The organism is Citrobacter sedlakii (assembly GCF_018128425.1).
GTDB lineage: Bacteria > Pseudomonadota > Gammaproteobacteria > Enterobacterales > Enterobacteriaceae > Citrobacter_A > Citrobacter_A sedlakii.
Genome location: NZ_CP071070.1, coordinates 2,062,877 through 2,087,193 on the forward strand (window position 1 = coordinate 2,062,877; position 24,317 = coordinate 2,087,193).

Here is a 24,317-nt window from a genome sequence, read left to right on the forward strand (position 1 = left end):
GTGAATAAATCAATGTTGGCGGGTATAGGGATTGGCGTAGCTGCTGCGCTGGGCGTGGCGGCGGTGGCCAGTCTGAACGTCTTTGATCGCGGCCCGCAGTATGCGCAAGTGGTTTCTGCAACACCTATCAAAGAAACCATTAAGACCCCACGTCAGGAGTGCCGTAACGTCACGGTGACCCACCGCAGACCTGTCCAGGATGAAAACCGCATCGCCGGTTCTGTTCTTGGCGCAGTGGCTGGCGGAGTGATTGGTCATCAGTTTGGCGGGGGCCGTGGCAAAGATGTCGCCACTGTTGTCGGGGCGCTGGGCGGTGGTTACGCGGGTAACCAGATCCAGGGATCAATGCAGGAAAACGACACCTACACCTCTACGCAGCAGCGTTGCAAAACCGTCTATGACAAATCGGAAAAAATGCTCGGCTACGACGTGACCTACAAGATCGGCGATCAGCAGGGCAAAATCCGGATGGATAAAGATCCGGGTACACAAATTCCGCTGGATAACAACGGCCAGTTGATTCTGAATAACAAAGCATAAAAAAGCTGTACTCTGCTTATTAGCCCCTCATTCGCTCAGGCTGAGGGGCTTTTTTTATCAGAAAGTTAACGCGTAGTTCAGGCCAAAGGTCCGCCCGCGGCCCTTGTATTCATACTGCGATGGGCTGCCGTAGGTTGGGCTGTACAGCAGCGGCGCGCGCTGTCCCCAGAGGGTGGTGTAGTCTTCGTCCAGCAGGTTTTCGATGCTGAAGGTCAGTTTACCCAGCGGGAGCTGATAACTGCTGATAACGTCAACGGTATTGTATCCATCCAGCTTATTACCGCTGGCATCCGTCAGATCGAAAGACTGTTGGGTTTGCACCCGCAATGACCACGGCTCTGGCGCCCAACCCACCCAGGCGGTGGCTTTTGACGGCGAGGCCAGCGTCACATCCCATTTTTCCCATTTCCCGTTTTGCTTCACTTCAGACTTCAGTACGTTGAAGTTTGCGCCGAGGCTCCAGTCGCTGTCAGGAATGAAATAGTCCACAGCGCCTTCCACGCCGTAAATCCGGCGGTCGTCAGGTTCCACGCGAATGGTCATATCGCTGCGGTTAATCACAATGGATTTGTCGGAGGTAGAGTAATAGGCCGCCAGTTGCGTACGCAGACTGTCGCCGGTATAGCGCCATCCCAGTTCATAGGAGTTGACTTTGATCCCTTCCAGACGCGAGTCAGCGACGTTTACGCTGCGCTGAAGCTGGTAATGATCGCCTACCAACTGATAGGTGCCGTTACCGTAGTATTTCCCCGGATCCGGCAATTCGACGCCCTGGGAAAAGTTGAACCACGCCTGCTGGCGTTCGGTCAGATGCGCAAGTAGCCCGGCGTTGAACAGGACGTTATCGTAATCGGTTTTGCCGCCCGGTATCGCATCGGCAGAACTCGCCAGCCCATTGGCGATCCCCTGCTGCTGCGCGTAGCCGATGAAATCATCAACCCGGTTTTCAGTCCATTGATAGCGGATGCCGCCGCTCAGGGTGAAAATATCGTTGATGTCATAACTGCTTTGCAGGAACGGCGCGAAATTAGTGATGCTGTAGCCGGGGTAACGTCCGGTGGTATAGGCCGTACGGTTGTCCATGCCGCCGGAGGGAAGCGACCATGCGAGGTCGAAAAATTTCTGATTAGCGTCGAAGGTCTCGTGATCCGCATCGATACCCCAGGTCAGTTCCCAGTTATCCATCAACAGACTGTTGAGGGTAATTTTGGCGCCGTACTGATCGGTGTCCTGCTGCGAGGCAGAAAAGCTGGTGACCTGGCCCCTGGTCAGCGACGGGAAGGGATAAAATTTCAGCGATTCATCACGGTAATAAATTTGGCTGACCAGATTTTGACCGAAGAAGTCGGCGTCTGAATATTGCAGGCTAATCAGATGACGCTCTGTTCCGGGGATGCGATCGGCGCTGAGTCCGCTACGGGTGCTGGCTTTACCGTCACCAGTGACGGCAGACATATTTTCGCCCAGATACAGGCCGTAGTCGTCATCGCCCTGGCTTTTATAATATTGGGTCACCAGCTGTAGCTGACGGTTGTCGTCAATCTCAATAGTGCCCGTACCCATCACATCCAGACGATCGGAGTGTTGCAAGCCGGTTTGCGTATTGTCGAGCATTAGTGCATCGCCGTTGCCATCGTACCAGCCGCCGAAGCGCTGCCAGGCGACAGAGAGACGGCCGGAGGCGCGATCCGTCCCCCCGCTGACCGCGGCGGCAACGCGCTCGTCACGATCGTTACTGTTATTGAAGCCCGATTTAGCACCCAGTTCTAGTTCCACTTCGCGTTCCGGCTGGCCTTTTTTGGTCACGATGTTGATCAGGCCGCCAGTACTGCCGCCGCCATAGAGCGACGTCGCGCCGGAAATCACTTCAATGTGGGCAATGTTGAACGGATCGATGGCGTCCAGCTGTCGACTGTCGGTACGCGAAGAGTTAAGGCGTACGCCATCAATCAGCACGACCAGCGCGCGCCCGCGCATATTCATACCATAGTTGGTTCGTCCCTGGCTGCTGACATCAATACCGGGGATCAACTGCGCCAGCACATCTTTAAACTCTTTGCCGCCCTGAACCTGTTGTTCAATTTCCTGACCCTCGATCACCCAGGTGGTCTGCGCCATTTCCGCCACCGTTTTTTGACTCCGGTTAGCGCTGACGATGAGGTTTTCTTCTTCTGTTTGCGTCGCTGCCGTTGCAGGCAGGGTTAGCGCAAGCAGGACTGGGTTGAGCACCCAAAGACGCTTATTCATTCGCATTCCCTTCTGAAAATATCTGTAAAAGTGGTGTTATTCTTGCCGGGCAGGCTCCGGCCGTTACATTGTGAAACAGATAGAAAATCAAATGCGAATATTGCTGATAATGGTTTCTATTATCAAATAATATTTTAAGAAATTTGAGTCTAACCCGGTGAAAACATTACTGATTGTAGGGGGAAGGCGAGAGAAGGACCGGGAAACGCATTCCCCGGTCAGCAGGATCAATCAGGCTTTTAACAGCTCGGGCCACAGGCGAAGAGTGGTACGGGTGATCTGCATCAGTGTGTCAAACGACGCGCCTTCGCGGGCGCTGATCGACATCCCCTGTAAGATGCAGTTCAGGTATTCGGCAAGGTGCTGTACGTTGCACTGCGCCGGGATCTCTGCGCGCATCTGGCGCTGTTGCAGGAAACGGGTCAACGTTTGCTCCTGCATGGCGTGGCGTGATTTCACCGTATGCGCAATATCCCGTGACGCGGCAGCAAGCGTCGCGGAAGTGTTGATCATAAAACAACCCGCCGGGGTGTCTTTACTGGTAAAACAGGTCGCCACGGCGGTGAAGTAATCTTCCAGCGCGGCCTCCACGCTTTTTTCTTCACAAAATAGCTGCGCTTCATGCTTTGCGGCGAAACGGGCGATGTACCTGTCGAGCACCGCGCGAAACAGTCCTTCTTTATTGGTGAATTCTGCGTAAAGCGTGGGGGCTTTCGCCCCTGTCGCTTCAACAAGATCAGAGAGCGACGTCGCCTCATAACCGTGCTGCCAGAAGAGTGTCATGGCCTTATCAAGCGCGGCTTCCCTGTCGAACACTTTTGGTCGGCCACGGCTTTTTTTTACACAACCTGTCGAGTCAGTTGTCATGATGCCGGTGTACCTGTCTGGGTTTAATGAATAACCATTATAAAAATAAAACCGTCCAGTCTCCAGCGCATTCCTGTGAAAAATAATTACGTTGCATTGTCATGAAAGATAAGTGCTTTTTAATTTATATAACGACCGTTATAAAAAAGAGTTGACGTGTGACCTGGATCACATCTATCATTTACCTATCGATCGTTAAGTAAATGCTTACGACCCCGTTCATCTGCAAAAGGTTACTATTATGAAAAACGTCAAAGCCCTCATCGCTGCTGCTGTACTCAGCTCTCTTTCATTCGCCAGCTTCGCTGCCGTTGAAGTGCAATCTACGCCTGACGGCCAGCAAAAAGTTGGGACCATCTCTGCCAGCGCAGGTACTAACCTGGGTTCTCTGGAAGAACAACTGGCGCAAAAAGCAGATGAAATGGGGGCGAAATCTTTCCGCATTACCTCGGTTACTGGTCCGAACACGCTGCACGGTACCGCGGTAATTTACAAATAAGCATTAACCCCTCATTAATGCCTGATTAAAATTTGCCACTGCACAAAAAAGCCCCGCTGAACCACGGTTCAGCGGGGCTTTTTCGTTCAGGCTTACAGGGATTGCTGTTTAACGTCGTGATGTCGAGTGACGTCGACCGGCATGCCGGAGCGGACATCCATTACGTGCTGCATCAGTGGCGCATCGGTTTGCGCGGCATCTTTAAATGCCTGCAATGTGCTGTTCAGGACGATAGGCAAAACCTGCGGGTCATCATCAATATTTTTTGACAGCGGCTGATGTACCTCAACCAGACGTACGCCGCCTGGCTCGACTGAGGCTTTGATCGGCGTATTAATAATGTTGACTTTGGTTCCCGGGGTAACCTGCTTAAACAGCGTTTCAATATCGCCATCACGCAGGCGAATGCAGCCGGAACTGACCCGCATTCCGATGCCGAAATCGGCGTTGGTGCCGTGCAGCAGATACACGCCGCCGTAGGCGGCTAAACGAATCGCGTGGTGACCCATCGGGTTATCCGGCCCGGCAGGGACAACCGCAGGCAATTCGATCCCCTGTGCTTTATAGCGGGCGCGAATATTGGCCGTCGGCGTCCAGGTCGGATTCGCGCGCTTGTCGGAAACGGTGGTTACCATGGTGGGCGTAAGCGTATCGCCCCCCAGTTGACCAATGCCGATAGGGTAAACCGTGACCACGTTTTTACCCGGTGGATAATAATAAAGGCGCAGTTCAGCAAGGTTAATGACGATACCTTCGCGCGGCGCATCCGGCAGGAGGGTTTGCAGCGGAATGGTCAAGACGCTGCCAGCGCGCGGCACGTAGGGGTCAACGCCGGGATTTGCCTGTAACAGCGCCAGGAATCCAACGTTGTATTTCTTCGCAATGGCCTCCAGGGAACCGCCGTTGTTTTCGACAACGTGATATTTATTTTCGCCCACCAGTTTGCTGCCGGGCGGCGGAAGTGGCCAGGTATTCGCCTGCGCAGGTAGCGCAAGCGCTATGCCGGCGGCAAAGGTGACAAACGCCAGCCAGCGGGAAAGTCGCAGAGTTTTCATTATCATCATAAATCAAAGGGTTATTGGAATAAAAGACGCCAACGATCATTATGGCGGGTTGGCATGTCCTGAAATGCAAGGGAAGTGCAAAGAGTTGTAAAGATCTGCGAGGCGGGGGAGATCATGCCGGACGGCGGTTTCGCCTTATCCGGCATCGGGTTATTACGCGACCGCGTTTTCTTCCAGTTGCGCCATAAACTGACGCACCCAGTCCATACGCGTTTTCCGCTCCGTCAGATCCTGCATAAACTTCAGGCGGGTCGGACCGTCGAGGCGGAAGTGCTGAGGCTGCTTTTGCAGCAGACCGATAAGCCAGCCCGGGTTCACGTGATTTTTCTCGGCGAATTCAATGGTGCCGCCTTTCTCGTTACCTTCGAGTTTGCGGATCCCCAGCTTTTGCGCCTGCTGACGCAAACGGGCGATATCCAGCAGATTACGCGCGGGATCCGGCAGAAGACCAAAGCGATCGATAAGCTCCACTTTGATCTCTTCCAGCTCGTTTTCGCTTTTGGCGCTGGCGATTCGCTTGTAGAACGACAGGCGCGTATTGACGTCGGGGATATAATCATCCGGTAGCAGCGACGGCATTCGCAGTTCGACTTCTGTCTGCTGGCTGGTGAGATCTTCCAGTGACGGTTCTCGTCCGGCTTTTAGCGCATCGACGGCGTTTTCCAGCAGTTCCATATACAGCGAGAAGCCAATGGTTTCCATCTGTCCGCTCTGGTCTTCGCCAAGCAGTTCGCCCGCGCCGCGAATTTCCAGATCGTGTGTCGCCAGCGCAAAGCCCGCGCCCAAATCTTCCAGTGACGCAATCGCCTCCAGACGCTTTTGCGCGTCGGTGGTCATCGCTTTCGGATGCGGCGTCAACAGCCAGGCGTACGCCTGATGATGCGATCGGCCCACGCGTCCGCGCAACTGATGCAACTGCGCCAGTCCAAAGTGATCCGCGCGTTCGATGATAATGGTGTTGGCGGTCGGGATGTCGATCCCGGTCTCGATAATCGTGGTACACACCAGCACGTTAAAGCGCTGATGGTGGAAGTCGTTCATTACCCGTTCCAGTTCGCGCTCGCGCATCTGCCCATGACCAATCGCGATGCGCGCTTCCGGCACCAGTTCCGCCAGACGGTCGGCGGCTTTCTGAATGTTTTCGACGTCGTTATACAGGTAATAGACCTGGCCGCCGCGCAGGATTTCACGCAGGATCGCCTCGCGCACGACCAGGTTATCGTATTCACGGACGAAGGTTTTCACCGCCAGCCGTCGCGCCGGTGGGGTGGCAATGATAGACAGATCGCGCATCCCGCTCATCGCCATATTGAGCGTGCGCGGGATGGGCGTGGCGGTCAGGGTCAGAATATCGACGTCCGCGCGCATCGCTTTGATACGCTCTTTATGACGCACGCCGAAACGGTGCTCTTCGTCGACAATCAATAAGCCCAGATCCTTCAGTTTGACATCGCTTTGTAACAGCTTGTGCGTGCCGATCAGGATATCGATTTTCCCTTCAGCCGTCTGTTCGAGGATCTGCGCCTGTTCTTTGGCGCTACGGAAGCGGGACAGCATTTCGATACGCACCGGCCAGTTGGCAAAGCGGTCGCGGAAGTTGTCGAAGTGCTGCTGGGCGAGCAGGGTGGTCGGCACCAGAACGGCCACCTGCTTATGGTTTTCAACGGCGAGAAACGCCGCGCGCATTGCCACTTCGGTTTTGCCGAAGCCCACGTCGCCGCAGACCAGACGGTCCATCGCCAGCGGCTGACACATGTCGCTGAGTACAGCGTTAATGGCCTGGGCCTGGTCGGGCGTGGTCTCGAACGGGAAGCTGTCGCAAAATAGCTGGTACTGCTCGCGGTCGTGCTTAAAGGCAAAGCCTTCTTTCGCCGCACGTTGGGCATAAATATCCAATAGTTCCGCCGCCACGTCGCGGACTTTTTCCGCTGCTTTTTGCCGCGCGCGGGACCAGGCGTCGCCGCCAAGCTTATGCAGCGGCGCGTTTTCCTCGGCTCCGCCTGCATAGCGGCTGATGAGATGCAACGAGGAGACCGGCACATACAGTTTGGCGTCGTTGGCGTAGGTGAGCATCAGATATTCACCCTTGATGCCGCCCGCTTCCAGGGTCGTCATTCCGGCATAACGACCAACGCCGTGTTCCAGATGAACCACCGGCTGACCCGGATGCAGTTCGGCCAAGTTGCGGATCAACGTGTCCGGATTAATGGTGCGGCGTGAATCCTGGCGGCGACGCGCCACGCGCTCGCCGAGCAGGTCGCTTTCGCAAATCATCGCCAGGTTGCGCTGGGTATCGACAAACCCGCGTTCCGCGGCGCCGATCATCAGATAGCGCCCGTTACCACTTGCTTCATCAAGACGCAGAATGCGCTTCGGCGCGAGCTTAATTCGCGCGAGCAGTTCGCCGAGCGCCTCGCGGCGGCCTTCGCTCTCCACGGAAAAGACAACCGGACCCGTGAACGACTCGAGGAATTTGCGCAAAGCGTCAAGCGGCGCTTTTTGCTGCGCCTGTACCGCCAGATCGGGCAATTGCTGGAAGCCCAGATTGGTATTGGCCGCTTTGTCCGGCAGGTGCTCCGTTTTGAGCTGAATGCGCGGCCAGCGCTTCAGTTCCGAGAACAGCGCGTCAACGCGCAGCCAGAGCGATTCTGGCGGCAGGAGCGGGCGCATCGGGTCAACGCCCCGGTTCTCGAAACGCGCCAGCGTGTCGGCCTGGAAGCGTTCGGCGCTGGCTTCCAGATCGCCGGTATTGACAAGTAAGGTGTTGGCCGGGAAGTAACTGAACAGTGGGGGCAGCGGTTCGCTGAAAAACAGCGGTTGCCAGTATTCAATCCCCGCAGGCAGCGTGCCTTTACTGACCTGCTGATAAATATGTTCAGCGTCGCGTTTCACTTCAAATGTATCGCGCCACTGGCTGCGGAACAGCTCGATGGCGGTTTTATCCGTCGGAAACTCATGCGCTGGCAGCAGGTTGATGGCATCCACTTCTTCCAGCGTGCGCTGGGTATCCGCATCAAACAGGCGAAGGCTGTCAATTTCGTCGTCAAAGAAATCCAGACGGTAGGGTTGTTCGCTACCCATCGGGAAGAGATCCAGCAGCGCGCCGCGCGTCGCGTATTCGCCGTGTTCCATGACCTGATCAACGTGCCGATAGCCTGCGCTGTCGAGCTGCGCGCGCAGGGCGTCGCGCGATAATCGCTGACCTTTTTTCATTACCAGCGCATGGCCGTGCAAATAACTGTGCGGGCAGACGCGCTGCATCAGCGTATTCACCGGCACAATCAACACGCCGCGTTGCATAGAAGGCAACTGATACAGGGTTGAAAGGCGTGATGAGATGATTTCCTGATGCGGCGAGAAGCTGTCGTAAGGAAGCGTTTCCCAGTCCGCGAGGTTCATCACCATCTGGTCGGTAAACTGGCGGATTTCGTCATGCAGGCGCAGGGCGTTTTGCATATCCGGGGCGATGAGTACGACGGGGCCGGGATGGCGTTCAGCAATGTCCGCCACCAGCGTGGCGCAGGCAGCCCCGGTCAGTTCGCCCAGCAGGCGCTGATCGCCCGCTTTGACGGGCAGCGTGTAACGTTGTTGTTCAGGCATTCGGTTGTCAGAATCTCTTTTAGGTATACGTCTGATAAGCAATGCTCTTTATTATCCGCGATCGTTTCTCTTTAGCAAATTGAATCGCCCTCGGTATCGTCATGCGTAATATTCTTCATTTGGATGATTCAGGAGAAAGATCAGAACGGTAAGCGCGCCGGGGAAAGAATATATTTAGCATATCGATTTCTCATCCCCTCTCACGGGTACGCTGACGAACACTTACGGTTCAGACGTTTACCCATTCCGCTTTCGCTTATATACTCGTGACTTTGCTAATCGCAACCAGACGGATTTCATGTACCAACCTGTCGCTCTATTCATCGGCCTGCGCTACATGCGTGGGCGTGCAGCAGACCGCTTCGGTCGCTTCGTCTCCTGGCTTTCCACCATCGGCATTACCCTTGGGGTGATGGCGTTGGTCACGGTTTTGTCAGTGATGAACGGCTTTGAACGTGAACTGCAAAATAACATCCTGGGCCTGATGCCGCAGGCCATTCTTTCCGCTGAGCAAGGCTCGCTGAATCCCGGCCAGTTACCGGAAAACGCCGTCAAGCTCAACGGCGTGAGCCGTGTCGCGCCGCTGACCACCGGCGATGTGGTTCTGCAAAGCGCGCGCAGCGTGGCGGTGGGCGTAATGCTGGGTATCGATCCGGCGCAAAACGATCCGCTGACGCCGTATCTGGTCAATGTCAGACAAACCGATCTCCAGCCGGGTAAGTATAATGTCATCCTCGGCGAACAGCTTGCGGGGCAGCTTGGCGTTAATCGCGGCGACCAAATCCGCGTGATGGTGCCCTCAGCCAGCCAGTTCACGCCGATGGGGCGTTTGCCGAGCCAGCGTCTGTTTACCGTCATTGGCACGTTTGCGGCGAACAGTGAAGTCGACGGCTATCAGATGCTGACCAACATTCAGGATGCGTCGCGTCTGATGCGCTATCCGGCGGGAAACATTACCGGCTGGCGTTTATGGCTTAACGAGCCGCTGAAGGTGGACTCTCTCAGTCAGCAGACGCTGCCGGAAGGCACGAAATGGCAGGACTGGCGCGAGCGCAAGGGCGAACTGTTCCAGGCCGTAAGGATGGAAAAGAACATGATGGGACTGCTGCTTAGCCTGATCGTGGCGGTGGCGGCGTTCAATATTATTACCTCGCTGGGTTTGATGGTGATGGAGAAGCAGGGCGAAGTGGCGATTCTGCAAACGCAAGGGCTGACGCCGCGCCAGATCATGATGGTCTTTATGGTGCAGGGAGCCAGCGCCGGGATTATCGGCGCAGTGTTGGGGGCGGCGCTTGGCGCGTTGCTTGCCAGTCAGTTAAACAACCTGATGCCGGTTATCGGTGTGCTGCTGGATGGCGCTTCGCTGCCGGTGGCGATCGAGCCGCTACAGGTGATTGTGATTGCGCTGGTGGCCATGGCCATCGCGCTGCTTTCTACGCTTTATCCTTCCTGGCGCGCTGCCGCCACTCAACCCGCTGAGGCTTTACGTTATGAATAAGATCCTGTTGCAATGCGACAAATTGTGCAAACGCTATCAGGAAGGCGCCGTGCAGACCGACGTGCTGCACGATGTCAGCTTCAGCGTGGGCGAAGGAGAGATGATGGCGATTGTCGGTAGCTCCGGCTCCGGCAAAAGTACGCTGCTGCATCTGCTGGGCGGACTGGATACGCCGACCTCTGGCGATGTGATTTTCAGCGGTCAGCCGATGAGCACACTTTCCCCGGCGGCGAAAGCGGAACTGCGAAACCAAAAACTTGGCTTCATTTATCAGTTTCACCACCTGCTGCCGGACTTCACCGCGCTGGAAAACGTAGCGATGCCGCTGCTGATCGGCAAGAAAAAGCCGTCGGAGATCGACCAGCGGGCGCGTGAGATGCTGAAAGCGGTAGGGCTGGATCATCGTGCGAACCATCGTCCGTCTGAACTTTCCGGCGGTGAGCGTCAGCGCGTGGCTATCGCGCGCGCGTTGGTGAATAACCCGCGTCTGGTGCTGGCGGATGAACCGACCGGTAACCTCGATGCGCGCAATGCGGACAGCATTTTCCAGTTGCTCGGGGAACTGAATCGTTCGCAGGGCACCGCGTTTCTGGTGGTCACGCACGATCTGCTCCTGGCAAAGCGCATGAGTCGCCAACTGGAAATGCGTGACGGACGCCTGACCGCGGAACTGAGCCTGATGGGGGCGGAGTAATGGCGTCGCCTTTATCGTTATTGATTGGTTTGCGCTTTAGCCGGGGACGTCGGCGTGGCGGTATGGTGTCATTGATTTCGGTGATCTCCACCATCGGCATTGCGCTGGGCGTGGCAGTGCTTATCGTTGGCTTAAGCGCGATGAACGGCTTCGAGCGTGAGCTGAATAACCGCATTCTGGCGGTGGTGCCGCACGGTGAAATCGAGGCCGTCAATCAGCCATGGAACAACTGGCGCGATGCGCTGGAAAAAGTGCAGAAGGTGCCGGGCATCACGGCGGCGGCCCCTTATATCAACTTTACCGGTCTGGTGGAAAGCGGAGCCAATCTGCGCGCCATCCAGGTCAAAGGCGTCGATCCGCAGCAGGAGCAGCGGCTGAGCGCGCTACCGTCCTTTGTGCTGAATAACGCCTGGTCCGGCTTTAAGGCCGGAGAGCAACAGATCATCATTGGCAAAGGCGTCGCCGATGCGCTGAAAGTGAAGCAGGGGGATTGGGTGTCGATCATGATCCCCAACGCCAGTGCCGATCATAAACTGATGCAGCCAAAACGCGTCCGCCTGCACGTTGCCGGGATCCTGCAACTGAGCGGTCAGTTGGATCACAGCTTTGCAATGATCCCGATGGCGGATGCCCAGCAGTATCTCGACATGCCTGACACGGTTTCCGGTATTGCGCTGAAGGTTAACGACGTCTTTAACGCGAACAAATTGGTTCGCGCCGCGGGCGAAGTCACCAACAGCTACGTTTACATCAAGAGCTGGATTGGCACTTACGGCTATATGTACCGCGATATCCAGATGATCCGCGCGATTATGTATCTGGCGATGGTGCTGGTGATCGGCGTGGCTTGTTTTAACATTGTTTCAACATTAGTGATGGCGGTTAAAGACAAGAGCGGCGATATTGCGGTATTAAGAACGCTGGGGGCGAAAGATGGTCTTATTCGCGCCATTTTTGTCTGGTACGGCCTGCTGGCGGGACTGTTTGGTAGCCTGATTGGCGTGGTGATTGGCGTGGTGGTTTCGCTTCAGTTGACCCCAATTATCAACGGCATTGAGAAACTGATCGGCCATCAGTTCCTCTCCGGCGATATCTATTTTATTGACTTCCTGCCATCGGAGTTGCACTGGCTGGATGTGATTTACGTGCTGGTCACGGCATTGTTGCTGAGCCTGTTAGCAAGCTGGTATCCGGCGCGGCGCGCCAGCAATATTGACCCGGCAAGAGTGCTCAGCGGCCAGTAACGCCAAAAGAAAAAAGACAAGGAGCGGCAATGTATTACGGGTTTGATATTGGCGGTACAAAAATTGCGTTAGGCGTGTTTGACAACCAGCGCAAACTCCAGTGGGAAAAACGTATACCTACGCCACGCGATGGTTACGCGGCCTTTTTAGACGCCGTATGTCACCTGGTGGCGGAAGCTGACCAGCGCTTTGGCGTCAAAGGATCGGTCGGTATTGGTATTCCGGGCATGCCGGAAACTGAAGATGGCACCCTGTATGCCGCGAACGTTCCCGCCGCCAGTGGCAAACCCTTGCGTGCCGACCTTAGCGCGCGTCTTGACCGTGATGTTCGCCTCGATAACGATGCGAACTGCTTTGCGCTTTCTGAAGCCTGGGACGATGAATTCACCCAATATCCGTTGGTGATGGGGTTGATCCTCGGCACCGGCGTAGGTGGTGGTTTGATCCTTAACGGAAAACCGATCACCGGCCGCAGTTATATTACCGGCGAATTTGGGCATATGCGTCTGCCGGTTGATGCCCTCACGCTGATGGGGTTCGACTTTCCGTTGCGTCGCTGCGGCTGCGGTCAACTGGGCTGCATTGAAAATTATCTTTCCGGGCGGGGATTTGCCTGGCTGTATCAGCATTATTATCATCAACCGCTGGAGGCGCCTGAAATCATTGCGCTGTGGGAGCAGGGCGACGAACAGGCGCGGGCGCATGTTGAACGTTATCTGGACTTACTGGCCGTTTGTCTGGGAAATATCCTGACGATTGTCGATCCGGATCTGGTGGTTATTGGCGGCGGCCTGTCGAATTTTACCGCCGTCACCACGCAGCTGGCAGACAGACTGCCGCGCCACTTATTGCCTGTCGCACGCGTACCGCGTATCGAACGTGCGCGTCACGGCGACGCGGGCGGAATGCGCGGTGCGGCCTTCTTACATCTTACCGATTAATCAATAGAGGTTGCTATGCTGTCGCGTCGGGGTCATCGGTTAAGTCGATTTCGTAAAAACAAACGCCATCTACGCGAACGTCTGCGTCAGCGGATCTTTTTCAGAGACAGAGTGGTGCCGGAAGTGATGGAAAAACCGAGAGTATTAGTGCTTACAGGGGCTGGCATTTCTGCGGAGTCCGGAATTCGCACCTTCCGCGCGGCGGACGGTTTATGGGAAGAACATCGCGTCGAAGACGTAGCGACGCCGGAAGGCTTCGCCCGTAACCCGGAGCTGGTGCAGTCATTCTATAATGCGCGTCGTCGACAGCTGCAACAGCCTGAAATTCAGCCGAATCCGGCGCATCTCGCACTGGCGAAGCTGGAAGAGGCGCTGGGCGATCGTTTTATGCTGGTAACGCAAAATATCGATAACCTGCATGAACGGGCGGGTAATCATAATATTATTCATATGCACGGCGAGCTGTTGAAGGTGCATTGTTCGCAGAGCGGGCAGATTCTGGCGTGGACCGGTGACGTTACGCCGGACGATAAATGCCATTGCTGCCAGTTTCCGGCGCCGCTGCGCCCGCATGTCGTCTGGTTTGGTGAAATGCCGATTGGCATGGATGAGATCTATATGGCGCTGGCCATGGCGGATGTCTTTATCGCCATTGGCACTTCCGGGCACGTTTATCCGGCGGCCGGTTTTGTCCACGAAGCGAAACTGCACGGCGCGCACACTGTTGAGCTGAACCTTGAGCCCAGTCAGGTCGGCAGCGAATTCGATGAGAAGTATTACGGCCCCGCAAGTCAGGTGGTGCCTGAGTTCGTCGAGAAGTTACTGAAAGGACTGTGACGCGTTACTGCCCGGAAAGAATGCCGGGCAGCATTTCTCCGTTTTAGCGCAACAGCACCTTGCCCGTCAGATAGGTTGATGCCTGCCCACCGATGTAAACCCGATCCCCCTTTAGCTGGCAGCGTAGTTCGCCGCCGCGTTCGCTCCCCTGATACGCGAGCATCTGCGTTTTATGCAATTTTTCAGCCCAGTAAGGGATGAGCATGGTGTGCGCTGAACCGGTGACCGGATCTTCTGCAACCGCTTCACCGGGGCAGAAGAAACGGCTCACAAAGTCGTATTCCCCGGCACCGGGCGCGGTGACGCACACCATTTTCTCAAGAGGCAGCATGGCGCTGATATCCGGGCACAGCGCTTCCACCTCGCGTTGATGTTCCAGGACCACCAGATAATCTCGTGCGGCGCGCACTTCTGTGTACTGCGTAATGCCTAATGCCTCAAGCAATAAAGGCGGTGGCGTGACGGGGTCCGTCTGCCAGGCCGGAAAATCCAGCGTCAACCACTCGCCGCTGCGGGTGACGGTCAGCGGCCCGACAAATCGGGTATCGAAATGAATGGTCGCATAAGGATAATTCAGATGTTCGAAGATGACGTGCGCCGCCGCAAGGGTGGCATGTCCACACAGATTAATTTCCCCCTGAGTGGTAAACCAGCGCAGCGTAAAACCCTTGTCGTTGACCACAAAGAAAGCGGTCTCCGATTGATTATGCTGCTTCGCCATTTTTAAAAGTGTCTCATCGGGCAGCCATTCGGTAAGCGGGCAGACCGCCGCGGCATTACCGCCAAAGGTGGTGGTAGAAAAGGCATCTATCATGTAGAAATCAATTTGTTGCATAGCGTCAACCTCACGGCATATCCGGAAAACTTACACCTTATCATGACACGGCAGTGCGCAGTTTCATTCTCTTTCCCGAGACCGAAGCGCGGCCTGCAATTTAAGGTAGGTATTGTTTCAGTTGCTTTGCCCTTGCATACATACCGATAACATTCTGCCTTCCAGGTGTGGGAGCTGGTGCGTGAAACACTGGCATGGCGCTGCTCCTGAGATGGCCATGTCGCATATCGCCATTGCCGGGGCGCAGGAAGGCAAGGGTGTTGACTGGATGGAACACGGGGCCAGCGAAATGATCATACATGTGAAAAATGAAGCGAAGCGTCAGCCTGGCGTGTAATGTGTGTATGTCGCTTTATTCCGTTGACAGATAATTTGTATTCCCACGGGGACCAACACAATGAAGATGGATGCGTTTGCTTTTGGCACAACGAACTGGAACGAAGTTGAAAGAACAGAGTACCCTGGAGAAACGGGCATCGCTTACTGGCGTACACAATACTTTGGTAACAAACCCAATCAAATCCGTGTACGTATGGTTGAGTACACGCCTGGCTACCTTGCGGACCATTGGTGTCAAAAAGGGCATATCCTTTTCTGTATTAAAGGCGAGTTAAAAACCGTGCTGGAAGATGGACGAGAATTTGTCCTGAAGGCCGGAATGAGTTATCAGGTTGGCGATAACGCTGAACGGCATCAATCCAGCACAACGACAGGCGCAACGCTGTTTATTGTTGATTAACGTGCCAGCAAACCTGGTTGCCATAAAATGTGCTTTCGCTTCAAAGGACTAGACATAACTTACTGATATCATTGCTGACTTGAATGAAGCTGCCATCCCTTACGTTGTGTTTTGTCAGGGCATTTATCCAAAAAAAATCCACGCTAAGGCGTGGATTTTGCAGAGTGTGAATGAACAGGAATTAGCGTTTCCTGATGCATCAATGCCGTTAGACGTTGAACAAGAAGTTCATCACATCACCGTCTTTAACGATGTAATCTTTACCTTCGGCGCGCATCTTACCGGCTTCTTTCGCGCCCTGTTCGCCCTTATAGGTAATGAAATCGTCAAACGCAATAGTCTGCGCGCGAATAAACCCTTTTTCGAAGTCAGTATGGATTTTTCCTGCCGCCTGCGGGGCTGTTGCGCCGACAGGGATAGTCCAGGCACGGACTTCTTTCACGCCAGCGGTGAAATAGGTCTGCAGGTTAAGCAGGCGATAGCCCGCGCGAATCACGCGGTTCAGACCCGGTTCTTCCAGCCCCAGTTCCTGCATGAACTCGTCGCGTTCTTCATCGTCCAGCTCAGCGATATCGGCTTCAACGGCAGCACAAACCGGAACAACCACGGAGCCTTCTTTCGCCGCGATTTCACGAACCTGATCCAGGTATGGGTTGTTCTCGAAACCGTCCTCGTTGACGTTGGCGATGTACATGGTAGGTTTCAGGGTCAGGAAGCTCAGGTAGCGGATTGCCGCTTTATCTTCGTCGGTCAGATCCAGAGAGCGCAGCATTCCCGCTTCGGCCAGGTGCGGCAGACATTTTTCCAGCGCCGCCAGTTCGGCTTTAGCGTCTTTATCACCGCCTTTCGCTTTTTTCTGCACACGGTGAATCGCTCGTTCACAGGTATCGAGGTCCGCCAGCGCCAGCTCGGTATTGATAACGTCGATATCTTCCGCCGGGTTAACTTTACCTGCAACGTGAATGATGTTGTCGTTCTCGAAGCAGCGCACGACGTGGCCGATCGCTTCGGTCTCACGAATGTTGGTCAGGAACTGGTTACCCAGACCTTCACCTTTGGACGCGCCTTTCACCAGACCCGCGATATCCACGAACTCCATGGTCGTCGGCAGAATACGTTGCGGTTTAACGATCTCAGCCAGTTGATCCAGACGCGGGTCAGGCATCGGTACGACGCCGGTATTCGGTTCGATCGTACAGAACGGGAAGTTGGCCGCTTCAATACCGGCTTTGGTCAGCGCGTTGAACAGGGTGGATTTCCCGACGTTGGGTAAACCAACGATACCGCATTTGAATCCCATGATTTAAATCACCTTAATAACTTGATAATCAACCTGTTACAGAAAACAGATTGTAGAAATGAAAACAACTTTGCCTATTATACACAGCGTACGGCAAAAATGCCGCACATCCCGGTTTATTGTGCCTTAAAGGTATGCAAGCGGCTTGTCGCTTTGGTCAGACCGTCTTTAAACCAAATCTCCGTACAGCGAGCCGCTTCGTCAATCGCGTCGTCAATCAGCTTCTGTTCAGAGACCGGTGGCTTTCCTAACACAAAGCCTACAACTTTATTTTTATCGCCCGGATGGCCAATTCCGATGCGTAAGCGATGAAAGTTAGGGTTATTGCCAAGTTTGCTGATAATGTCCTTCAGGCCGTTATGACCGCCATGCCCACCGCCCAGCTTAAATTTGGCAACCCCTGGCGGCAGATCCAGCTCATCATGCGCCACTAAAATCTCATCAGGATTAATGCGATAGAAACTGGCCATCGCGCTGACCGCTTTCCCGCTCAGGTTCATAAACGTGGTAGGCACCAGCAGGCGAACATCTTCACCCTCAACGGTTACCCGGGACGTATAGCCAAAGAACTTCGGCTCTTCGCGTAACGGCGCTCGCAGCCGCTCAGCCAGTAAATCGACGTACCATGCGCCCGCATTGTGTCGTGTTGCTGCATACTCCGCGCCGGGGTTTGCCAGGCCGACAATCAGTTTAATCGTCACGTTTTCTATCCTGCATAGGTCAATCACTGGCGCGTAGTGTACTGTCTGCAGCTCCGCTTGACAAAAAACAGCGTCAGAGGAGAGGGAAATGAATAGTTGCCGCTGTCGACTATTAGAAAGTCAAGAGCTTCAGAGGCTTATTTGTAAAGTTTTGTTGAACGCGACGTTGTATTTGTGATCGCACCCGCACTCAGAATGGTGCGTGTTGTCTATACTTTACACATAAGGATTAGGGGTATTCCCTGAAACAACCCAAAAGTTCCGGAGGTGACATATGAAACGCAAAAACGCTTCGTTACTCGGTAATGTGCTAATGGGGTTGGGGTTAGTGGTGATGGTTGTTGGCGTTGGTTATTCAATTTTAAACCAACTGCCGCAATTTAACCTGCCACAATTTTTCGCACATGGTGCAGTGCTGAGTATTTTCGTCGGGGCCATTCTCTGGCTTGCAGGGGCACGTGTTGGCGGGCATGAACAAGTTTGTGACCGCTACTGGTGGGTACGCCACTACGATAAACGTTGCCGCCGTAACGACAATCGCCGTCATAGTTAACGCTGATTGCCGGATAGCGAGCCAAATGTCGTCTCCGGTCTGACTGTTGGCAAGAAAGGGAGGCCCGGTAAGCGTGAACGCCACCGGGCTTTTGCTTATTTATGTCAAATCCGCCAGGGCGGCGTCGCGATTCGGGAAAAACGCCAGGCGTCCCGGAATCGGCTGGATGCCGGCGCGCGCCATGGTGCGCAGCGGCTGAAATTCAAGATTGCTCACCCGCAGTTCGCATCCCTCCGGCAGCCTTTTAACAAAGCGCTGGAACGCATCCAGTCCGCCCGCATCCAGCACAGGTACTGCATCCCACTTCAGTACGACAACGCGCTTGCCTTCAATACGTGATTCCAGATCGGTAAACAGCCCTTCAGCGGCGGCAAAAAACAGCGGGCCAATTACGCGCAGCACCAATACATCCTCCGGCACTTCCACGTTAACCGCCGCCAGGCGCGTCATACGCGCGATACGCCGCATAAACAGCAGGGATGCCAGCACAATGCCCACGCTGATGGCGATCACCATATCAAACAGTACCGTCAGCGACATACACATCAGCATCACGATAATGTCGTCTTTCGGCGCGTGGCGAAGCAGGTCCACCACTTTATGCGCTTCGCTCATATTCCACGCCACCATCAGTAGCAGCGCGGCCATCGCCGACAGCGGCAACCAGGAGAGCAGCGGCGCCAGCACCAGCAGCGCGAGGATCACCAGAATCGCGTGAATGACGGCGGAGATCGGCGACGTCGCGCCAGCGCGTACGTTTGCGGCGGAACGGGCAATCGCGGCGGTGGCAGTGATCCCGCCAAAGAACGGCGCGACAATGTTGCCGAGCCCTTGTCCGATCAGTTCGCTATTGGCTTTGTGTTTGGTGCCGGTCATTCCGTCAAGCACCACGGCGCACAGCAGCGACTCGATAGCCCCGAGCATCGCCATTGAAAAAGCCGCAGGCAGCAGGGCGCGCAGCGAGTCCCAGCTTAACGTAAAATCGGAATCCGGCAGGTTCCATGGCAGCACCAGTTGAGGTAACAACTGTGGGATCCCGTTGCCCTGCGAACCGTCGGCGAGGATGTAATGAAACTGCGAACCGATGGTCGCGACATGACCGCCGAACAGGTTAACTATCCCCATCACCGCGCAGCCCAGCAGCAGAGCCGGAAGGTGACCGGGCAGACGAATACCCAGCCGCGGCCAGAAAATCAGAGTGCCCAGCGTCACGATGCCAATGGCGGCGTCGCCGAGGTTGATCGTTGGCAGCGCCATAAACAGCGCGCCCACTTTCTGCAGATAATGCTCGGGAACGTGCGCCATCTGCAGACCCAGAAAGTCCTTGATTTGCATGGTACCAATGGTGATACCAATCCCTGACGTAAAGCCTAACGTCACGGAAACCGGAATGTATTCGATCAGGCGGCCAAAGCGGGCCAGTCCAAAGAGGATCAGAAATATGCCGGACATCAGGGTCGCGACCAGCAGGCCTGCCAGCCCAAACTGTTGCGACACCGGGTAGAGGATCACCACAAAGGCGGCGGTAGGGCCAGAGACGCTAAAGCGCGAGCCGCCGGTTAAGGCAATGACAATACCCGCAACCGCCGCGGTGTAGAGACCGTATTGGGGAGCGACGCCGCTGCCTATAGCCAGCGCCATTGCGAGCGGAATCGCAATAATCCCGACCGTTATCCCGGCGATGAGATCACGGGTAAACCGTGAAGCGGTATATTTTTCTTTCCAACAAGCGTCGATGAGGGCGCGGAAAGGCATCACATGTGAGGAAAAGATTCTGTTCACAATAATGTTTCATCCATGAGCGCATCATCTGTCAACTAAATGGCAGGTGAAGGAGGCATAAGTCATACAAATAGTGGTTAAAGATAAAAAAACCGCCGTAGCGGAAGTTCTGAAATGACAGGCCGTGTGCATCGCCCAAAAACGTTGCCGCTTACCGGGCTGATTCATCATCAAAAAAACCCGCCGCAGCGGGTTTTTGCGCCGGGTTCGATTAATGTTCGAACATGGCAGAGATGGATTCTTCATTGCTGATACGACGAATCGCTTCGGCCAGCATACCCGACAGGGTCAACGTACGTACGTTCGGCAGCGCTTTGATTTCATCGGTCAGCGGAATGGTATCGCAGACGACGACTTCATCAATCACGGAATTACGCAGGTTGTTAGCCGCATTGCCAGAGAAGATCGGATGCGTTGCGTAAGCGAATACGCGTTTTGCGCCACGCTCTTTCAGGGCTTCTGCGGCTTTGCACAGCGTACCGCCGGTGTCGATCATATCATCAACCAGCACGCAGTCACGGCCCGCAACGTCACCGATGATATGCATCACCTGAGAAACGTTCGCACGCGGACGACGTTTGTCGATGATCGCCATGTCGGTGTCATTCAGCAGCTTAGCGATAGCGCGGGCACGCACGACGCCACCGATATCCGGAGAAACCACAATCGGGTTATCCAGATTCAGCTGCAGCATATCTTCTAACAGAATTGGGCTACCGAATACGTTATCAACCGGTACGTCGAAGAAGCCCTGGATCTGTTCAGCATGCAGGTCAACGGTCAGGACGCGGTCTACGCCGACGCTGGACAGGAAGTCCGCGACAACTTTAGCCGTGATTGGCACACGTGCGGAACGGACGCGACGGTCCTGGCGCGCATAGCCAAAGTAAGGGATAACGGCGGTGATGCGGCCTGCGGAAGCACGGCGCAGGGCATCAACCATAACGACCAATTCCATCAGGTTGTCGTTAGTGGGGGCACAAGTGGACTGGATGATGAAAATATCACCACCGCGTACATTTTCGTTGATTTGTACGCTGACTTCGCCGTCGCTAAAGCGACCTACAGCGGCGTCGCCGAGAGAAGTGTACAGGCGGTTGGCAATACGTTGTGCTAGTTCCGGGGTGGCGTTACCAGCAAAAAGCTTCATATCAGGCACGAGAAGAACCTCAGGCATGCGTCCATTGGTGGAAAGAATCTGCCAAAAACTGTGCGGGCCAGGCAGGATTCTCTCCATGCGGTGTATTAAAGAGCGCGATGCAACGTCTGGAACAGGGTGACGTTGTCACCGAAACTCAGCTTGCCCGGCTTACTCGCCATCATTCCTCTCTCATGTATGTTGGCTCTAATGCTTCACACCCGTCACATACTGAAGTACGCGGCTGGTGATTCGTCATCTCGCCATCTTCCTGAAACGTGGATGATTTAGAGTAACGCCCGATGCAAAGGGGAGAGGTTGACGCCTTTCGCCACAAAGCCTTCGAGCCATTCCGGGGCTTGCTCAAGCACCTGGCGAGCACGAGACTCTGTATCGAATTCAGCAAAGACACAGGCCCCTGTACCAGTCAGGCGCGACGGCGCGTATTCTAACAGCCAGGAAAGCGCGGCATCAACCTCGCGAAAACGTTTTCTTGCGATAACCTCGCAATCATTGCTGAATTCACAATTTAATAACGTTTCTATTGACCTTTTTGGCGTGTTACGGGGCAAATCCGGATCGTTGAAGATCGCCGGAGTCGGAATACTGACGCCCGGATGCGCCACCAGATACCATTTTTCGGGCGGATTAACCGGCGTGAGGATTTCTCCCACGCCTTCGGCGAAGGCGGCATGGCCACGAACAAATACCGGGACGTCCGCGCCAAGCTGGATCCCCAGTTCCGCCAGTTCATCCACCGACAGGCCGCATTGCCAGAGGTGGTTAAGCGCCACAAGGATCGTCGCAGCGTTAGAGGAACCGCCGCCGAGTCCGCCGCCCATCGGCAGGCGCTTGTCGATGCGAATATCCGCGCCGCTGCCGGCCGGCAGACGACCGTGTTGCGCGGCTGTTTTCATCAGCAAACGCGCGGCGCGAACGATCAGGTTATCCTCATGCGCCACGCCGTCTACCGGCGTCAGCAGACGAATCTCGCCGTCGCTGCGCGGCGTAATGTCGATCGTGTCGCCGTAATCGAGGAACTGAAACAGGGTTTGCAGCGTGTGATAACCGTCCGCGCGCTGGCCGGTAATGTATAAAAACAGATTCAGTTTTGCCGGGGATGGCCAGTGGGTCATCATTTCACAATCCAGTTATCCATTTTCAACTTGATGCGCAGGTCGCCATCCGAAAGTTCCATATTGGCAGGCATGGCCGGTTGCGTTTTACTGTCATAGGCGCTGTAAACGACCTTCCAGTTTTTGCCATCCTGACGGTAATTCACTTCGCGCAGGCGATACTGATCGTCAAGTTTATAGTCGGTAGCGTCACCCGGCAGGCCCAGAATCCACTGGCGCAGGCTGTTCAGCGGAATCGGCATTCCGGTCAGCTTGCCGATCATCGCTTCGCCGTCTTCGGCGGTATAGCGCTGGCCCTTGTTATCCACCAGTTGAACGTGACCTGGCTGCGCGTTCAGCTCCAGCTCAGTGCTGCCCAGCGGGTTCGTCAGCAGCAGGCGATAGCGGTCCTGGCCGGTTTGCTGCCAGAAGAAGCGGGCATAGACCTTCTGATCGTCAGAAATAAAGGCAAACGCCCCGCGGGTCTGGTACTGATTTAACTGAAGCACAGCCTGCTGGTGCTGTCGCCACTGCGGGGAATCGGGACTTTTGCCCGGTCCTTTTGGCGCGTTGATCGTACAGGCGGTGAGTACCAGGCTTGCCAGCGGAAGCAGGCGGATCAGGCGAAAGTCAGGCAGGGTCATAGTGATGACGAATCCTTGTGATACGTTGCAATAATAACCCTTAATGCTAGCGCCGCGCGGGTATATCGTCTACGTTCACGTTATCTTAATTTAAGCGTTAAGCGATTACTCCAAAAGGGGGCGCTCTCTTTTATTGATTACGCGCATCCTGTATGATGCGAGCAGACTAACCATATCAACGCTGGTACTACTCCCGCAGACATGACCCTTTTAGCGCTCGGCATTAACCATAAAACGGCACCTGTATCGCTGCGAGAACGTGTAACGTTTTCGCCGGACACGCTCGATCAGGCGCTGGACAGCCTGCTCGCGCAGCCTATGGTGCAGGGTGGGGTGGTGCTGTCGACCTGTAACCGTACAGAGCTGTATCTCAGCGTTGAAGAGCAGGACAATTTGCAGGAGGCGCTGATTCGTTGGTTATGCGACTACCATAACCTTAACGAAGACGATCTGCGCAGCAGCCTCTACTGGCATCAGGATAATGCCGCCGTTAGCCATCTGATGCGCGTCGCCAGCGGGCTCGACTCGCTGGTACTCGGCGAACCGCAAATCCTCGGCCAGGTGAAAAAAGCCTTTGCCGATTCGCAGAAAGGCCACCTCAACGCCAGCGCGCTGGAACGCATGTTCCAGAAATCCTTCTCCGTCGCGAAACGCGTGCGTACTGAAACCGACATCGGCGCCAGCGCGGTATCCGTCGCCTTCGCCGCCTGTACGTTGGCGCGCCAGATCTTCGAATCACTGTCTACTGTCACCGTGCTGCTGGTCGGCGCAGGAGAAACCATCGAGCTGGTGGCGCGTCATCTGCGCGAACACAAGGTGCAGAAGATGATCATCGCTAACCGTACTCGCGAACGGGCGCAGGTGCTGGCCGATGAAGTCGGCGCCGAGGTCATCGCGCTGAGCGACATCGACGCGCGTTTGCAGGAGGCGGACATTATTATCAGTTCCACCGCCAGCCCGCTGCCGATCATTGGCAAAGGGATGGTGGAGCGCGCGCTGAAAAGCCGCCGCAACCAGCCGATGCTGCTGGTGGATATCGCTGTCCCGCGCGATGTCGAGCCGGAAGTCGGCAAGCTGGCGAATGCCTATCTCTACAGCGTTGACGATCTGCAAAGCATCATTTCGCATAACCTGGCGCAGCGTAAAGCCGCGGCCGTGGAAGCCGAAACCATCGTGGCGCAGGAAACCAGCGAATTTATGGCCTGGCTGCGCGCGCAAGGCGCCAGCGAGACCATCCGCGAATACCGCAGCCAGTCTGAACAGGTGCGCGACGAGCTGACCGCCAAAGCGCTGGCTGCGCTGGAGCAGGGCGGCGATGCCCAGGCGATTATGCAGGATCTGGCCTGGAAGCTGACCAACCGCTTGATCCACGCCCCAACCAAATCTCTACAGCAGGCTGCCCGTGACGGGGACGACGAACGCCTGAATATTCTGCGCGACAGCCTCGGGCTGGAGTAGCAGCACACCCCTCTTTTTTTA

The 24,317-nt window shown here is 55.3% G+C and carries 22 protein-coding genes; 11 read left to right on the top strand and 11 right to left on the bottom strand.

Going from position 1 to position 24,317, the window contains the following annotated elements:
- Positions 1-540: a glycine zipper 2TM domain-containing protein gene (locus JY391_RS09890; protein ID WP_060571338.1), complete on the top strand. Its 540-nt coding sequence runs from the start codon at positions 1-3 to the stop codon at positions 538-540.
- Positions 541-597: 57 nt separating this feature from the next.
- Here the strand turns inward: JY391_RS09890 and JY391_RS09895 are convergent, their stop codons facing one another.
- Both JY391_RS09895 and comR read right to left on the bottom strand, forming a co-directional pair.
- Positions 598-2,787, bottom strand: coding sequence for a TonB-dependent siderophore receptor (locus JY391_RS09895; protein WP_211935653.1), 2,190 nt, complete (start codon positions 2,785-2,787; stop codon positions 598-600).
- Between the two features lie 231 nt (positions 2,788-3,018).
- Positions 3,019-3,654, bottom strand: a complete 636-nt coding sequence (gene comR / locus JY391_RS09900) for a TetR family copper-responsive transcriptional repressor ComR (protein WP_060571336.1) — start codon at positions 3,652-3,654, stop codon at positions 3,019-3,021.
- A 241-nt stretch (positions 3,655-3,895) separates the two neighbouring features.
- On the opposite strand from comR, the gene bhsA reads away from it, so the two are divergent.
- Complete coding sequence (bhsA, locus tag JY391_RS09905; RefSeq protein ID WP_042283675.1) at positions 3,896-4,153, top strand: multiple stress resistance protein BhsA; 258 nt, start codon at positions 3,896-3,898, stop codon at positions 4,151-4,153.
- Positions 4,154-4,245: 92 nt separating this feature from the next.
- Here the strand turns inward: bhsA and ldtC are convergent, their stop codons facing one another.
- Together ldtC and mfd are read right to left on the bottom strand one after the other, a co-directional pair.
- On the bottom strand, positions 4,246-5,211 hold the full coding sequence (gene ldtC, locus JY391_RS09910) for a L,D-transpeptidase LdtC (RefSeq protein ID WP_374197229.1): 966 nt from the start codon (positions 5,209-5,211) through the stop codon (positions 4,246-4,248).
- A gap of 159 nt (positions 5,212-5,370) precedes the next feature.
- Positions 5,371-8,817: a transcription-repair coupling factor gene (gene mfd / locus JY391_RS09915; protein ID WP_211935654.1), complete on the bottom strand. Its 3,447-nt coding sequence runs from the start codon at positions 8,815-8,817 to the stop codon at positions 5,371-5,373.
- Positions 8,818-9,115: 298 nt separating this feature from the next.
- On the opposite strand from mfd, the gene lolC reads away from it, so the two are divergent.
- From lolC to cobB, 5 genes are read left to right on the top strand one after another with little or no spacing between them, the layout of a single operon-like run.
- Positions 9,116-10,315, top strand: a complete 1,200-nt coding sequence (gene lolC, locus JY391_RS09920) for a lipoprotein-releasing ABC transporter permease subunit LolC (protein ID WP_042283671.1) — start codon at positions 9,116-9,118, stop codon at positions 10,313-10,315.
- Positions 10,308-11,009, top strand: coding sequence for a lipoprotein-releasing ABC transporter ATP-binding protein LolD (lolD, locus tag JY391_RS09925; RefSeq protein ID WP_211935655.1), 702 nt, complete (start codon positions 10,308-10,310; stop codon positions 11,007-11,009). Before lolC ends, lolD begins: the two co-directional genes overlap by 8 nt.
- Positions 11,009-12,253: a lipoprotein-releasing ABC transporter permease subunit LolE gene (lolE, locus tag JY391_RS09930; RefSeq protein ID WP_042283667.1), complete on the top strand. Its 1,245-nt coding sequence runs from the start codon at positions 11,009-11,011 to the stop codon at positions 12,251-12,253. The genes lolD and lolE overlap by 1 nt, the downstream gene beginning before the upstream one ends.
- Positions 12,254-12,282: 29 nt before the next feature.
- Positions 12,283-13,194, top strand: a complete 912-nt coding sequence (gene nagK, locus JY391_RS09935; protein WP_211935656.1) for an N-acetylglucosamine kinase — start codon at positions 12,283-12,285, stop codon at positions 13,192-13,194.
- Positions 13,195-13,209: 15 nt separating this feature from the next.
- A complete protein-coding gene (gene cobB, locus JY391_RS09940; protein ID WP_042283663.1) occupies positions 13,210-14,031 on the top strand; it encodes a Sir2 family NAD+-dependent deacetylase in 822 nt (273 codons plus the stop codon).
- Positions 14,032-14,074: 43 nt separating this feature from the next.
- On the opposite strand, the gene JY391_RS09945 is transcribed toward cobB, so the two are convergent.
- Positions 14,075-14,866: a PhzF family phenazine biosynthesis protein gene (locus JY391_RS09945; protein WP_211935657.1), complete on the bottom strand. Its 792-nt coding sequence runs from the start codon at positions 14,864-14,866 to the stop codon at positions 14,075-14,077.
- A 181-nt stretch (positions 14,867-15,047) separates the two neighbouring features.
- On the opposite strand from JY391_RS09945, the gene JY391_RS23755 reads away from it, so the two are divergent.
- Together JY391_RS23755 and JY391_RS09955 are read left to right on the top strand one after the other, a co-directional pair.
- Positions 15,048-15,203 carry a cupin domain-containing protein gene (locus JY391_RS23755; protein ID WP_374197226.1) on the top strand — a complete coding sequence of 52 codons (156 nt, stop codon included), beginning with the start codon at positions 15,048-15,050 and terminating at the stop codon, positions 15,201-15,203.
- Between the two features lie 60 nt (positions 15,204-15,263).
- A complete protein-coding gene (locus JY391_RS09955) occupies positions 15,264-15,605 on the top strand; it encodes a DHCW motif cupin fold protein (RefSeq protein WP_211935658.1) in 342 nt (113 codons plus the stop codon).
- 208 nt (positions 15,606-15,813) lie between these two features.
- On the opposite strand, the gene ychF is transcribed toward JY391_RS09955, so the two are convergent.
- Positions 15,814-16,905: a redox-regulated ATPase YchF gene (gene ychF, locus JY391_RS09960; RefSeq protein ID WP_042283652.1), complete on the bottom strand. Its 1,092-nt coding sequence runs from the start codon at positions 16,903-16,905 to the stop codon at positions 15,814-15,816.
- A 116-nt stretch (positions 16,906-17,021) separates the two neighbouring features.
- Positions 17,022-17,606, bottom strand: coding sequence for an aminoacyl-tRNA hydrolase (pth, locus tag JY391_RS09965; protein ID WP_042283649.1), 585 nt, complete (start codon positions 17,604-17,606; stop codon positions 17,022-17,024).
- 274 nt (positions 17,607-17,880) lie between these two features.
- Here pth and ychH point away from each other — a divergent pair, with 274 nt between their 5' ends.
- Complete coding sequence (gene ychH, locus JY391_RS09970) at positions 17,881-18,159, top strand: stress-induced protein YchH (RefSeq protein ID WP_012906045.1); 279 nt, start codon at positions 17,881-17,883, stop codon at positions 18,157-18,159.
- Positions 18,160-18,258: 99 nt separating this feature from the next.
- Here the strand turns inward: ychH and dauA are convergent, their stop codons facing one another.
- The 4 genes from dauA to lolB form a co-directional block, all read right to left on the bottom strand.
- Positions 18,259-19,941: a C4-dicarboxylic acid transporter DauA gene (dauA, locus tag JY391_RS09975; RefSeq protein WP_211935659.1), complete on the bottom strand. Its 1,683-nt coding sequence runs from the start codon at positions 19,939-19,941 to the stop codon at positions 18,259-18,261.
- Positions 19,942-20,152: 211 nt separating this feature from the next.
- Complete coding sequence (prs, locus tag JY391_RS09980; protein WP_001518537.1) at positions 20,153-21,100, bottom strand: ribose-phosphate diphosphokinase; 948 nt, start codon at positions 21,098-21,100, stop codon at positions 20,153-20,155.
- A 266-nt stretch (positions 21,101-21,366) separates the two neighbouring features.
- Positions 21,367-22,218, bottom strand: a complete 852-nt coding sequence (ispE, locus tag JY391_RS09985) for a 4-(cytidine 5'-diphospho)-2-C-methyl-D-erythritol kinase (protein WP_211935660.1) — start codon at positions 22,216-22,218, stop codon at positions 21,367-21,369.
- Entirely contained in the window at positions 22,215-22,838 is a 624-nt protein-coding gene (gene lolB / locus JY391_RS09990) for a lipoprotein insertase outer membrane protein LolB (RefSeq protein WP_211935661.1), read from the bottom strand. Before lolB ends, ispE begins: the two co-directional genes overlap by 4 nt.
- Positions 22,839-23,039: 201 nt before the next feature.
- On the opposite strand from lolB, the gene hemA reads away from it, so the two are divergent.
- Positions 23,040-24,296: a glutamyl-tRNA reductase gene (gene hemA / locus JY391_RS09995; protein ID WP_042283635.1), complete on the top strand. Its 1,257-nt coding sequence runs from the start codon at positions 23,040-23,042 to the stop codon at positions 24,294-24,296.
- The last annotated feature ends 21 nt before the right edge of the window (positions 24,297-24,317 follow it).